The organism is Faecalimonas hominis (assembly GCF_054660755.1).
The window spans coordinates 1-13,943 of the sequence record NZ_BAAHSH010000031.1 but is presented as its reverse complement, the minus strand read 5'-3'; the positions used below and the strand labels follow the sequence as shown (position 1 = coordinate 13,943).

The following is a 13,943-nucleotide window of genomic DNA, read 5'->3' as shown; positions in this document are numbered from 1 at the left end:
ATCAGACACGCTGGGAAATTGGGGACATTTATGTATCTGGGGACGCAAGAAAGACAGAGGACAATCCACAGGGGCTTGGCTGTTATCTCGTTATGACTGGCAGAGGCTGTGATGATATTTACCGTATCCTTGAAGATAAATGTTTGACCTTTGGAGATATGTTCCGACGCTGTGAGAAAAGATACGGGACAGGCAATTATCATTTTACAAGGCTTGATGTTGCCATTGATGATAAGAATGAAAAACCATTCTTTACCATTGAGCAGATAAAGAAGAAATGTGAAAAAGAGGAGTTTATCTCCAATAGTGAGGGCTACCACTTTGATGAAAGCAAGTTTGACGATTTTGACACCGCCAAAACTGTTTATATCGGTGCTGGAAAGTCGGGATTGTCCTACCGCTTTTATGACAAGGATAAGGAAGTCTGTTCAAAATATAATAAGACACTTGATGAAGTGGGGAGCTGGAAACGGACAGAAATGCAACTGCGTGATGATAAGGCTCATGCCTTTGCTATGACATTCAAGGACAGACCGCTTGAACTTGGGGAACTGGCTTTCGGGCTATTGGCAAACAACCTACGCTTTGTCGTAGCAAACAGAAATGAAAGCAATAAGAGCAGGTGGAAAACGTGTAGATTTTGGGAACGCTTTTTAGGGGCTGTGGAAGTCTTGAAACTGCAAGTACCAAAACAACATAATTCCCTTGAAGAAACACAGCAATGGCTTACAGAGGGTGGCGTGATTTCCGCTGTAAAAAGTTTCTACTTCTTGGAAGAACATGACGCATTAGGCGGATTGGAACGGGTAGGAACTATGCTGGATAAGGCAAGATACAGCACTTCCCTTTCCAGCAAATTAACCGCACACTTACAGAGGATAAACCGCACCGACCTTATCCCCTATATCCAGTATGATACGAAACACGCAAAAGGGGGTATTTGATGAATAATAATGTTCAAGTACCCGTATGGGAGAAATACGCCATGACGGTAGAAGAAGCGTCCCAGTATTTTTCAGTCGGTCAGAACAAGATAAGACAACTTGCCCAGCAGGACAGGTTCGGCAACTGGTATATGATGAACGGAAACCGACTGCTCATCAAGAAAAAACAGTTTGAAAAAATGCTGGACAAAATCGACACAATCTAGTGAAAAAGAGCCTTGTATGTGATATTATCATCATAAGTCATATCGAGGCTCTTTCTTAGGAAAGGAGCAGATAACCATGTCAGAAAAAAGACGTGACAATAAAGGTCGCCTGTTAAAGACGGGAGAGAGCCAGCGAGCAGACGGAAGATACTTGTATAAATATGTGGACGCACAGGGACAGACAAGATATGTGTACTCATGGAAACTTGTACCCACAGACCCCGTACCCAAAGGAAAGAGGAACGGAAAATCCTTGAGGGAACTGGAAGCGGAGATACAAAGGGACTTGCAGGACGGTATCGACACCACAGGCGGAAAAATGACGCTGTGCCAGCTCTATGCCAAACAGAACGCACAGAGGGCAAACGTAAAGAAAAGCACCCAGCAAGGCAGAAAGACGCTCATGCGGATATTAGAGGACGATATGCTGGGGACAAGGAGTATTGCCAGCATACGTCTTTCAGACGCTAAGGAATGGGCGTTACGCATGAAAGAGAAAGGCTACGGCTATCAGACCATAAGCAACCATAAACGCTCGTTAAATGCGTCATTCCACATTGCCATAGCTGATGACCTCGTAAGGAAGAACCCTTTTGATTTCAAGCTGAACGAAGTCATAGAGGACGACAGAAAGCCACGACAGGCACTCACAGAGGAACAGGAAGAAAAACTGTTGTCTTTTGTCCGCAAAGACAGGGTATATCAAAAATATTATGACGCAATCGTGATACTGTTAAAGACGGGGCTTCGTATCTCGGAGCTGTGCGGACTGACAAGACAGGACATTGACTTTGAAAATGAAGTTATCCATGTGAACCACCAGCTACTTTACAGCAAAGAGATTGGCTACTACATAGAAACACCAAAGACAAAGAGCGGTGTGCGTGATGTTCCCATGAGTGAGGAAGTAAAACAGGCATTTAAACGTATCATGGCAGAGAGGAAGAAAACAGAGCCGATAGCGATTGACGGTTACAGCGGTTTTCTCTTTCTGAACAGGAAAGGTTATCCAATGACAAATGCTTATTATACAGTAACCTTTTCCAATCTGACAAAGAAGTACAACAAGTACCATGAGGACAGCCTGCCAAAGATAACACCGCATATCCTGCGTCATACATTCTGTACACGACTTGCAAACAGGAACATGAACCCAAAGAGCTTGCAGTATATCATGGGACACTCCAATATCAGTATCACGCTGAACCTGTATGCCCATGCGTCAGCAGAAAGCGTCAAGGCAGAATTAAAGAGCATGATAGCCTAAATCGTACCACGATATTTACCACGTTTGACCATGAAGATATGTGAAGAAATGCAGAGATAAGCAAGTATCTTTCGATAACGAAAACGTCCGCAAAGCCGATAAAATAAGGACTTGCGGACATATAAGAAGATATGAAAAGATAATCAAAAATCTATATTAAGTTTATAATAAATGAAAAATGCTGGGATAGATGATTAATTTAAAATCATCCACCCCAACATTTATTTTAGAGCCGATATAATCACGATTATTCTAAAAGAAAATAAGAAAAAGGACACAAGTCCTTTTTTTTGAGTGTGATTATCCTATATAATCGAATTATATTAATCGGAAATAGCATAGAAAGGAAGAAAAATAGTGGGTAGACAAAGAGTATTTTTAATTGTACTGGACAGTTTTGGAATCGGAAATGCACCGGACGCAGCAGACTTTGGTGATGAGGGTGCAAATACATTGCACACAATTACACAGTCTCCTGAATATGATACGCCAAATATGAACAAATTAGGACTCTCCCGTATTGACGGAATTGATTATTTGGAGAAAGTGGAGAATGTAATAGGTTCTTATGGACGACTGCAGGAAGCTTCAAGAGGGAAAGACACGACAATAGGTCACTGGGAAATTGCGGGAATTATTTCACCGCAGGCGCTTCCTACCTATCCAAATGGTTTTCCAAAAGAATTGCTAGATGAGTTCTCAAAGAGAACGGGAAGAGGAGTTCTTTGCAATCTTCCGTACTCAGGTACAGATGTTATTCGTGATTATGGCGAAGAACATATCCGCACAGGGAAGTTAATTGTATATACGTCGGCGGACAGTGTTTTCCAGATAGCAGCGCATGAAGATGTTGTTCCGGTGGAAGAACTGTATCGATACTGTGAGATTGCACGGGAACTTCTTACAGGCGAACATGGAGTGGGAAGAGTAATTGCACGACCATTTACAGATGCAGCGCCGAACTTCAGGAGAACATCAAACAGACATGATTTTTCATTGTTGCCACCGAAGGACACAATGCTGGATATTTTGCAGAGAGAAGGATATGACACATACGGAGTAGGAAAGATTTACGATATTTTTGCGGGAAAAGGAATAGCCCATACGCAGAGAATTAAGGACAATGTGGACGGAATGGAAAAGACAATTGCGCTGCAGGACGAAGACTTTAACGGATTATGTTTTGTAAATTTAGTTGATTTCGATATGATGTACGGTCATAGAAACGACATTGAAGGTTATGCAAAGGCTGCAACAACATTTGATGAACAACTTGGAACATTCATGGAGAGAATGAAACCGGAAGATATTTTGATGATTACCGCAGACCATGGCTGCGATCCGGGATTTAAGGGAACAGACCACTCGAGAGAATGTGTTCCGTTTTTGGTTTATGGAGATTCTGTCAAAGAGGGTGTGGATTTAGGCACGCGAAAGACTTTTGCGGACATTTCAGCGACGGTTCTAGATATGTTTGGAATAGAAAATACAACAGACGGAACAAGTTTTAAGGGTGAGATATATAAGTAGAGAGGTATGCGTATATGACGAACCGGGAATTATTAACAGAGGCAAAGAAAGCACGCCTCAAATCTTACGCTCCATATTCAAAATTTCAGGTTGGAGCGGCGTTGCTTACAAAAGATGGGAAAGTTTATCATGGCTGTAATATAGAAAATGCTTCTTATACTCCGACAAACTGTGCGGAACGCACTGCGTTTTTTAAGGCGGTTTCGGAGGGAGATACAGAATTTGAAAAAATTGCCATTGTCGGTGGAAAAGAAGGAACAGATGCAGATGAACTGTGTGCCCCTTGTGGGGTTTGCAGACAGGTCATGATGGAATTTTGTAATCCGGAGGAATTTCAGATTATTCTTGCAGACGGAAAAGACGGTATGAAAGTGATGAGTTTAAAAGAGATGCTGCCATATGGTTTTTGCCCGTCGGATTTGGAATAAAGTAAAAAGAAGGAGGAAAAAACGTGGAATATGTAATTGAAATGAACCACATTACGAAGCAGTTTGGAGAGTTTAAAGCGAACGACGACATTACACTGCGAGTAAGAAAAGGTGAAATCCACGCTTTGTTAGGAGAAAACGGGGCAGGAAAATCTACACTAATGAGTGTATTGTTTGGATTGTATCAGCCTGAAAAAGGGCAGATTAAGATTAACGGTAAAGAGGTAAAAATCAATAATCCAAATGATGCCAATGCGTTAGGAATAGGTATGGTTCACCAGCACTTTAAATTGGTGCATAACTTTACTGTTTTGGAAAGTATCGTACTTGGGCGTGAGACAACAAAAGGCGGCGTATTGAAAATGGAAAATGCCCGCAAGAAAATTATGGAGTTGAGTGAGCGATACAAATTTAAAATTGATCCTGATGCGTATATTTCAGATATTACTGTAGGTATGCAGCAGAGGGTAGAGATTTTGAAAATGTTGTACTGTGACAACGATATTTTGATTTTCGACGAGCCGACAGCCGTTTTGACACCGCAGGAAATTCATGAGTTGATGAAAGTAATGAAACAACTTATGGAGGAAGGAAAGTCTATTATTTTCATTACACATAAGTTGAATGAGATTAAAGAAGTTGCGGACCGATGCAGTGTTTTAAGAAAAGGAAAGTACATTGGAACAATCGAGGTTGCAGACACATCTAAAGAGGAAATGTCTGAGATGATGGTTGGAAGAAAGGTTAATTTCATTATTGATAAGAAGGAATCTGAACCGGGCGATGCAATCTTGGAAGTGAAAAATATGACAATCAGGGCAAAACACGGAAAAGATGCGGTAAAAGACGTATCCTTTACTGTCAGAAAAGGCGAGATTGTTACGATAGCAGGTATTGACGGAAACGGTCAGTCTGAGTTGGTATATGGAATTACAGGCATGATGCCTATAGATGCCGGACAGATATTTTTGAAAGGGAAAGACATTACTCATGAGAGTATCAGAAAGAAATGTCTTGACGGACTGGCTCATATTCCGGAAGACAGACATAAAGACGGTTTGGTATTAGACTATAATCTTCAGGAAAATTTAGTGCTACAGACATATTTTACGGAGCGTTTCCAAAAACACGGCTTCTTGAAATTCGATGCGATTCGCAAATATGCGGAAGAACTGATTAAAAAATTTGATATTCGCTCAGGGCAGGGGGCAGACAGTATTGTTCGCGGAATGTCAGGAGGAAATCAGCAGAAAGCGATTATCGCCAGAGAATTAGACAGAAACCCTGAAATTGTTATTGCCGTACAACCTGTCAGAGGTCTTGATGTAGGTGCGATTGAATACATTCACAGACAGTTGATTGCTCAGAGAGATGCAGGAAAGGCAGTTTTACTTGTGTCATTAGAATTGGACGAAGTAATGAATGTCAGTGATAGAATTTTAGTTATGTACGAGGGAGAAATTGTTGCAGATGTAAATCCGAAGGAAGTTACAACAGAAGAACTGGGATTATACATGGCAGGAGCGAAAAGGAGTGTGAACCATGGAGTATAAGAAAAAAGGTCTTTTTCAGAGAGAGGGTATGATTAGTTTCAGTTCCTCAATTCTTGCGATTATTTGCGGATTGCTTTTTGGACTTGTTATTTTACTTTTAAGTAATCCGAGTCAGGCTTCGGGCGGATTTATGATGATTCTTCAGGGTGGATTTACAGATGGAATACAGGGAATCGGTCAGATGTTCTATTATGCGACACCGATTATTATGACAGGTTTGTCTGTAGGATTTGCTTTTCAGACAGGACTTTTTAATATCGGAGCGGCAGGACAATTTACAATTGGTGCTTTTGTTGCGGTTTTAATCGGAGTGAAATGTACATTTTTACCGGCAGGAATCCACTGCCTCGTTGCCATCGCAGGTGCTGCTTTGGCGGGAGCGTTATGGGGAATGATACCGGGACTTTTAAAAGCGTTCCGCAATGTAAATGAAGTTATTTCTTCTATTATGATGAACTATATCGGAATGTACCTTGTAAATCTTCTGATTCAGAAATTGATTTATGATCATGTAAAAAATCAATCTATGGCAGTGGCAAGTACAGCAAACCTTCCGAAAGCGGGATTGGATAAGATTTTCCCAAACACAGACATTAACGTGGGAATCATCATCGCCATTGTGTTTGTTATTTTAGTTTATATCATTTTAAACCGTACAACATTCGGATATGAATTGAAAGCCTGCGGAAAGAACCAGAATGCAAGCAAATATGCAGGTATCAATGCGAAGAGAAACATTGTTCTTTCTATGGTAATTTCAGGCGCTTTGGCAGGTATCGGCGGAGCATTGTTATATCTTGCGAACTCAGGAAAATATTTACAGGTACTGGACATTATTGCCCCTGAAGGATTTTCGGGAATTTCAGTAGCTTTATTGGGAATGTCAAATCCAATCGGTATTTTGTTTGCGGGACTATTCATCGGACATCTTACGGTTGGCGGTTATAACATGCAGTTGTTTGATTTTGCGCCGGAAGTTATCGACATGATTATTGCGGCAATCATTTACTGTGGCGCTTTATCTTTATTGTTTAAAGGATTGATCAGTAAAATTCAGTTCAGAAAAGAAAAAGACAAAGCGGTTGAGAAATCCGAAAAAGACAATCTGAAGAAGGAGGAATAAGAGTATGGATATTGTATATTTTATTATGCAGCAGACAATGTTTTTTGCAATTCCACTTCTGATTGTGGCAATTGGAGGTATGTATTCTGAGCGAAGTGGTGTAATCAACATTGCTTTAGAAGGTATTATGGTAATAGGTGCTTTTTTCGGTATCCTGTTTATCAATATGGCGCAGGGTTCAATGAGCGGTCAGGGACTGTTGTTGCTCGCAGTGGTGATTGCGGGAGTTACGGGAGGAATTTTCTCCTTACTTCATGCGTTTGCTTCTATTAATATGAAAGCAGACCAGACAATCAGCGGCACTGCACTTAATATGTTTGCACCGGCATTTGCGATTTTCGTAGCGAGAATGATTCAGGGTGTACAGCAGATTCAGTTTACGGATACATTCCAGATTGATAAAGTGCCGTTATTAGGAGATATTCCGGTTATCGGGCCATTATTTTTCCAAAACAGTTATATTACAACATATCTCGGTATTTTAATTTTTATCATCGCAGCGTTTGTTATTAAGAGGACAAGATTCGGATTAAGACTTCGTGCCTGTGGTGAACACCCGGGGGCAGCAGATTCTGTCGGAGTAAATGTATATAAGATTCGTTACGCAGGTGTAATTATTTCAGGTGTTTTAGCGGGAATCGGTGGACTTGTATTTATCGTTCCTACTTCAACAAACTTTAACGCCAGCGTTGCGGGATACGGTTTCTTAGCATTGGCAGTATTGATTTTTGGACAGTGGAGAAGTAATAAGATTTTCATGGCAGCATTTTTCTTTGGTGTAATGAAAACATTGGCGAGTGCGTACTCAGCAATTCCGGTATTAAAAAGTCTTCCAATTCCAAACGAAGTGTATAAAATGATTCCGTATATTGCTACATTAATTGTGCTTGCATTCTTCTCGAAAAATTCACAGGCACCTAAAGCAGAGGGCATTCCTTACGATAAAGGAATGAGATAAAGGAGGAAAACGCTATGAGAATGTATGATTTAATCATGAAAAAAAGAAATGGTGAGGCTTTGACAAAAGAAGAAATCCAGTACATGATTACAGAATATGTAGATGGCAGAATTCCGGATTACCAAATGTCAGCGTTTCTGATGGCGGTTTATTTTCAGGGAATGACAGAGGAGGAAACGCTCGCAATGACACTCGCAGTTGCGCATTCAGGAGATATGGTCGATTTATCGGGCATTGAAGGTATGAAAGTGGATAAACATTCCACAGGCGGTGTGGGAGATAAGACAACACTTATCATCGCTCCGATTGTTGCTTCCTGCGGAGTGAAAGTGGCGAAGATGTCCGGACGAGGCTTGGGACATACAGGTGGAACGGTGGACAAGATGGAATCTATTCCGGGAATGCAGACTTCGCTTGACCGGGAGAGCTTCTTTGCAGTAGTAAATAAAACAGGTCTTTCCGTAATCGGACAGTCAGGAAATCTTGCTCCGGCAGATAAGAAGTTATATGCACTTCGCGATGTGACGGCTACGGTAGACAGCATACCTCTTATAGCGGTATCCATAATGAGTAAAAAGCTTGCAGCGGGAAATGATGGAATTCTCTTAGACGTAAAAACCGGAAGCGGTGCATTTATGAAAACAGTGGAAGATTCCATTGCCCTGGCAAAAGAGATGGTTTCCATTGGAGAAAATGCCGGTAAGAAAATGGTGGCTCTCATTACTAATATGGATATTCCTTTGGGACATAATATTGGAAACAGCCTTGAAGTGATTGAGGCGGTGGAAACCTTAAAAGGAAACGGACCGGAAGATTTGACGGAAGTGTGTCTGCAGTTGGCGGCAAATATGTTATATCTTGCTGAAAAGGGAAGTATCGAAGAGTGCAGACAGATGGCAGAGGAAGCGATACGAAGCGGAAATGCTTTGGAACGTCTGATTGCCATGGTGGAAGCGCAGGGCGGAGATGCAGGTGTTATCCGCGATACGGATAAATTTGCAAAAGCGCCTTATCAGCGGGAAGTGTTGGCAGAAAAGGACGGTCATATTACACATATGAATGCGGAGGGCTGTGGAATTGCTTCTTCCATGCTGGGTGCAGGACGTGAGACGAAAGACAGTGAAATTGATTACACGGCGGGAATTGTCTTAAAGAAAAAGACGGGCGACAGTGTAAAGGCAGGAGATGTTTTGGCAGTTTTATATACGTCGAATGATAGTCTTTTTGAAGCCGCTGAGGAGAAATATCAACAGTCGGTAGTGATTCAGGCAGAAGCACCAAAAGAAGAACCGTTAATTTATGCGAGAGTAACTCCAAACGGAGTAGAAAAATATTAGGAGATGGAGAAGATGAAAACAAGTGAAATTTTAAGCCATGTGGATCATACACTCTTAAAAGCGTTTGCAACATGGGAAGATATTCAGAAGTTATGTGATGAGGCATTGGAATATCAGACAGCGTCTGTATGTATTCCGCCGAACTACATTAAAAGAATTCACGACACTTACGGTGACAAAATTAATATTTGTACAGTTGTAGGATTTCCTCTTGGATACAGCACGACAAAGGCAAAACTTGCCGAAGTGGAACAGGCAGTGGAAGATGGTGTCGGAGAAGTAGATATGGTAATCAATATCACAGATGTAAAAAATGGTGATTTTGATAAAGTGACAGAAGAAATCCGCAGTTTAAAACAGGCTGTGGATGACAGAATCTTAAAAGTCATTATTGAAACATGTTACTTAACAAAAGAAGAAAAAATTGCTATGTGTAAAGCAGTGACGGAGGCGGGAGCAGATTACATTAAAACTTCCACAGGATTTGGAACTGCCGGAGCAACAATGGAAGATATTCTTTTGTTTAAGGAATATATCGGACCACATGTAAAAATGAAAGCCGCAGGCGGAGTTAAAAGTGTGGAAGATATGGAAGCCTTTCTGGAAGCAGGGTGCGACAGGATAGGTACAAGTTCAGCAATTTCCCTTATTCAAGGGCAAAATGTAAAAGATTATTAAAAATCAAAGGAGGAAGAAATGATGAAGAAAAGATTGATCAGTTTAATTCTGGCAGGTGCAATGGTGCTTGGTATGGCAGGTTGTGCAAAAAAACCGGGAGAATCAGATGACAAGAAAGGTGACAAAGGAGGATATGAACTTGCGTTAATCACTGACGTAGGAACAATTGATGACAAATCATTTAACCAGGGTTCATGGGAAGGATTGAAAAAATACGCAGATGAAAAAGACATCAGTTGTAAATATTACAAACCTTCTGAAAAATCAGATAAAGCATGTTTGACAGCAATTGACCTTGCAGTAAAAGGTGGGGCAAAAGTTGTTGTAACACCAGGTTTCTTATTTGAAAAACCAATTTTTGAAGCACAGACAAAATATCCTGATGTAACATTTATTATTATTGATGCAGCGCCAATCGGAGAGGACAAAAAACCACATATTGAAAAGAACGTTCTTTCTATCTTCTATGCTGAGGAACAGGCAGGATATTTAGCAGGTTATGCAGCAGTTAAAGAAGGATACAAACAGCTTGGATTTATGGGTGGAATCGCCGTACCTGCAGTTATCCGTTACGGATATGGATTTGTTCAGGGCGCTGACGCAGCGGCAAAAGAACTTGGATTAGCAAAAGATGCTATTGACATCAAATACACATATGTAGGAAACTTTGATGCTTCTCCTGAAAACCAGACAAAAGCAGCTGCTTGGTACAGTGAAGGAACAGAATGTATCTTCGCTTGTGGTGGTGGAGTTGGTAACTCTGTTATGAAAGCGGCAGAAGGTGCAGGAAAGAAAGTTATCGGTGTAGACGTAGACCAGTCAGTAGAATCTGATACAGTTATTACTTCTGCAATGAAAAAATTAAGTGATTCAGTTTATAATGCAGTTGCTTCATACTATGACAAATCATTTGAAGGTGGAAAATCAATTACATTAAGTGCAGCAGATGACGGTGTGCAGTTACCAATGGAAACATCTAAATTTGAAAAATTCACAAAAGAAGAGTACGAAAAAGTATACAGTGGATTAAAAGATGGTTCAATTAAAATTGCAAATGACACAGCAGCAAAAGACGCAAAAGATTTACCGACATCAGTTGTAAAAGTTGAATCAATCAAATAATTTGAAAATGTAGAATAGGTATAAGCATCTGCACGTTTGTTGTATGATGCTTATACTGTTTTAAGGAGGTGCAGTATGGTTATACCTAAAGTGGAGTTGCACTGTCATCTGGACGGTTCGCTGCCAATTCAGACTGTCAGTGAATTGCTTGGCAGGGAAGTGAGACAAAGCGAATTGCAGGTGAGTGAGGATTGCAGAAATTTAGCGGAGTATCTGGAGAAATTTGATTTGCCGCTACAGTGCTTACAGACGGAAGAGGGATTAAAAAAGGCGTCCAAAGCATTTTTGATGGATTTGCAGAAAGATAACGTACAATATGTGGAAGTGAGATTTGCTCCGCTGTTGTCGGTAAATGAACATCTGAATTGCAGACGGGTTATCCAATCCGTTATTGAAGGTTTGGAGGAAGCGAAGAAAGAGTGCAATATTTTCTATAATGTAATCGCCTGTGCGATGCGTCATCATTCTGAGGAGGAAAATCTGGAAATGATGAAAGTGGCAAGAGAATTTCTTGGGGAAGGACTTTGCGCCGTGGACTTAGCGGGAAATGAGGCTGCATTTCCGATGGAAAATTATGTGGAATTGTTTGGAGAGGCGAAAAAACTGGGGCTTCCTTTCACTATCCATGCAGGAGAATGCGGAAGAGTGGAAAATGTAATCCAGTCAGTGGAATGTGGCGCTGCGAGAATCGGACATGGAATTGCACTTCGGGGCAATCGGGACGGAATCTCATTATGTAAAGAAAAAGGAATCGGAATAGAAATGTGTCCGATAAGCAATCTGCAGACAAAGTCAGTGCAGAACCCTTCAGAATATCCGCTGCGGGAATTTATTGATGCGGGGCTGCGTGTGACGATTAACACCGATAACAGAACGGTAAGCAATTCCAGTCTGCAAAAAGAAATGGAGTTTGTGAAAAAACAGTATGGAATCACAGATGATGAACTGATAAAATTGACGGGAAATGCCATTGATGTCGCATTTGCGGAAGATTCTGTTAAGGAAGAACTTTGGAGAAGACTGAGAGGAGTATAAAATGGAGTGCAAATATTTGTACAATGTATTGCCGTTTCTAGCAAAATGTAAAAAGGAAACACAAAAACAATTTGAAAACTATTTTAAAAGTGCTCCGGCATGGCTTATGGATTCCTTCCAGATTGAGGAGATGGCTAAGGGAGAGATATTTGTACGGGAAAATACTCCGATTGACACAATATATTTTGTGGGAAAAGGAATGATTAAGGCGACAGATTACCGTATTTACGGCATCACTTATGACTTTATGAGTTTTGATTGTGTCCACGCACTGGGCGGTATGGAAATTATTATGGATTTGGACACATATATGACAACGCTGGAAACGGCCACACCGTGTACGGTTGTGAAGATTCCGAAGGCGCAGTATGAAAAATGGCTTTTATCAGATTTAAGAGTACTTAAGTTAGAGGCGAAACTGACCGGAAAATCTTTGCTGGAAGACGGCAGAAAAAGCAGGGCATATTTATTTTTACAGGGCTCGGACAGGCTGGCGATGCTTCTGACAGAGAGATACGAGTTGTATGCGAAAAACGGAATTCTGCGTGTGCAGGGCGGACGGCAGGGGCTGTCCGATACAACGGGACTTTGTGTAAAGACCATTAACCGTGCGGTGAAAAAATTTTCAGAGGAAGGCTTAGTGAGTAAGGAAGGGAATAAGATAACCGTTTCTTACGAACAATATAAAAAATTAAAAGATAAGATAATGCGAATTATTGATATTGAATAGCAGAAAGGAGTTTATAATGAATCCAGTATACGAAAAATTAATGACTTGCGTGGAGAGCGTAAAAGCAAAAGTAGATTTCCGTCCGGAGGTAGCGTTGATTCTCGGTTCAGGACTTGGAGATTATGCTGATGAAATAGAGATTGTACAGACAGTAGACTATACGGACATTGAAGGATTTCCGACCTCTACGGTAGCAGGACATAAAGGACGTTTTGTTTTTGGCTATGTAGACAAAACTCCGGTTGTAATCATGCAGGGAAGAGTGCATTATTATGAAGGATATCCAATGTCTGATGTTGTACTGCCGACAAGACTTATGGGACTTTTGGGAGCAAAAAAATTGATTTTGACAAATGCGGCAGGCGGTGTCAACTTTGATTTTAAGCCGGGCGACTTTATGATGCTGACAGACCATATCACAACAGGAGTTCCGAGTGCGTTAATCGGCGCCAATTTAGAGGAGTTAGGAGTAAGATTTCCGGACATGAGCGAAGTTTACAGCACAAAGATGCAGGAAATCGTAAGAGAAACTGCAAAAGAGCAGGGAATTGACTTAAAAGAAGGTGTGTATGCGCAGTTTACGGGACCAAACTATGAAACACCTGCGGAAATCCGCATGGCGAGAGCGTGGGGAGCAGATGCAGTTGGTATGAGTACAGCGTGTGAGGCAATGGCTGCACGTCATATGGGAATGGAGATCTGTGGAATTTCATGTATTACAAATCTTGCGGCGGGAATGTCAAAAGAAGAATTAAACCACAAAGAAGTGCAGGAAACTGCTGACAGAGTGGCAAAACAATTTAAAACACTGATTACGGGAATTATTACAAGAATCGGGGAATAGACGGGAAAAAGAGTTATGGAGAGCCATAACTCTTTTTTATTGCTTTTTTCAAGGCGCATTACCCATTTGTATGATTGACAAAATTTAAAAAAATTTCATTTTCATAGTGACGTATCGCTTTATATAGAGAGAGTATTTCCAACTCTGCCGTTAATTCGGACAATACCAGAACACTTTGTTCGGAAATC

General features: G+C 41.0%; 14 protein-coding genes. All 14 read left to right on the top strand.

Annotated features, from left to right (window positions below):
* Positions 1-944 (top strand): replication initiation factor domain-containing protein (locus tag ACYQ35_RS06315; RefSeq protein ID WP_459831291.1); only part of this gene is annotated, 944 nt, incomplete at its 5' end.
* Entirely contained in the window at positions 944-1,150 is a 207-nt protein-coding gene (locus ACYQ35_RS06310) for an excisionase (RefSeq protein ID WP_117603101.1), read from the top strand. The genes ACYQ35_RS06315 and ACYQ35_RS06310, both read left to right, overlap by 1 nt.
* Positions 1,151-1,226: 76 nt before the next feature.
* Entirely contained in the window at positions 1,227-2,417 is a 1,191-nt protein-coding gene (locus ACYQ35_RS06305; protein WP_117603100.1) for a site-specific integrase, read from the top strand.
* Between the two features lie 357 nt (positions 2,418-2,774).
* The gene (locus tag ACYQ35_RS06300; RefSeq protein ID WP_009462233.1) at positions 2,775-3,947 is read left to right on the top strand and encodes a phosphopentomutase; all 1,173 of its coding nucleotides are present in this window, start codon (positions 2,775-2,777) and stop codon (positions 3,945-3,947) included.
* A gap of 14 nt (positions 3,948-3,961) precedes the next feature.
* Positions 3,962-4,375: a cytidine deaminase gene (gene cdd / locus ACYQ35_RS06295; protein ID WP_009462232.1), complete on the top strand. Its 414-nt coding sequence runs from the start codon at positions 3,962-3,964 to the stop codon at positions 4,373-4,375.
* Positions 4,376-4,398: 23 nt separating this feature from the next.
* Positions 4,399-5,928 (top strand): ABC transporter ATP-binding protein, encoded by a 1,530-nt coding sequence (locus ACYQ35_RS06290; protein WP_459831278.1) that lies wholly within the window; start codon positions 4,399-4,401, stop codon positions 5,926-5,928.
* Positions 5,918-7,051, top strand: a complete 1,134-nt coding sequence (locus tag ACYQ35_RS06285) for an ABC transporter permease (protein WP_009462230.1) — start codon at positions 5,918-5,920, stop codon at positions 7,049-7,051. The genes ACYQ35_RS06290 and ACYQ35_RS06285 overlap by 11 nt, the downstream gene beginning before the upstream one ends.
* Positions 7,052-7,055: 4 nt before the next feature.
* Entirely contained in the window at positions 7,056-8,009 is a 954-nt protein-coding gene (locus tag ACYQ35_RS06280; RefSeq protein WP_459831270.1) for an ABC transporter permease, read from the top strand.
* 14 nt (positions 8,010-8,023) lie between these two features.
* Positions 8,024-9,346, top strand: coding sequence for a pyrimidine-nucleoside phosphorylase (locus ACYQ35_RS06275; RefSeq protein ID WP_009462228.1), 1,323 nt, complete (start codon positions 8,024-8,026; stop codon positions 9,344-9,346).
* 12 nt (positions 9,347-9,358) lie between these two features.
* Positions 9,359-10,024 carry a deoxyribose-phosphate aldolase gene (deoC, locus tag ACYQ35_RS06270; protein WP_459831266.1) on the top strand — a complete coding sequence of 222 codons (666 nt, stop codon included), beginning with the start codon at positions 9,359-9,361 and terminating at the stop codon, positions 10,022-10,024.
* 21 nt (positions 10,025-10,045) lie between these two features.
* On the top strand, positions 10,046-11,146 hold the full coding sequence (locus tag ACYQ35_RS06265; RefSeq protein WP_040449355.1) for a BMP family ABC transporter substrate-binding protein: 1,101 nt from the start codon (positions 10,046-10,048) through the stop codon (positions 11,144-11,146).
* Between the two features lie 75 nt (positions 11,147-11,221).
* Positions 11,222-12,181 carry an adenosine deaminase gene (add, locus tag ACYQ35_RS06260; RefSeq protein WP_459831263.1) on the top strand — a complete coding sequence of 320 codons (960 nt, stop codon included), beginning with the start codon at positions 11,222-11,224 and terminating at the stop codon, positions 12,179-12,181.
* A gap of 1 nt (position 12,182) precedes the next feature.
* Positions 12,183-12,911: a Crp/Fnr family transcriptional regulator gene (locus ACYQ35_RS06255; RefSeq protein WP_009462224.1), complete on the top strand. Its 729-nt coding sequence runs from the start codon at positions 12,183-12,185 to the stop codon at positions 12,909-12,911.
* A 16-nt stretch (positions 12,912-12,927) separates the two neighbouring features.
* Entirely contained in the window at positions 12,928-13,755 is an 828-nt protein-coding gene (locus tag ACYQ35_RS06250) for a purine-nucleoside phosphorylase (protein WP_009462223.1), read from the top strand.
* The last annotated feature ends 188 nt before the right edge of the window (positions 13,756-13,943 follow it).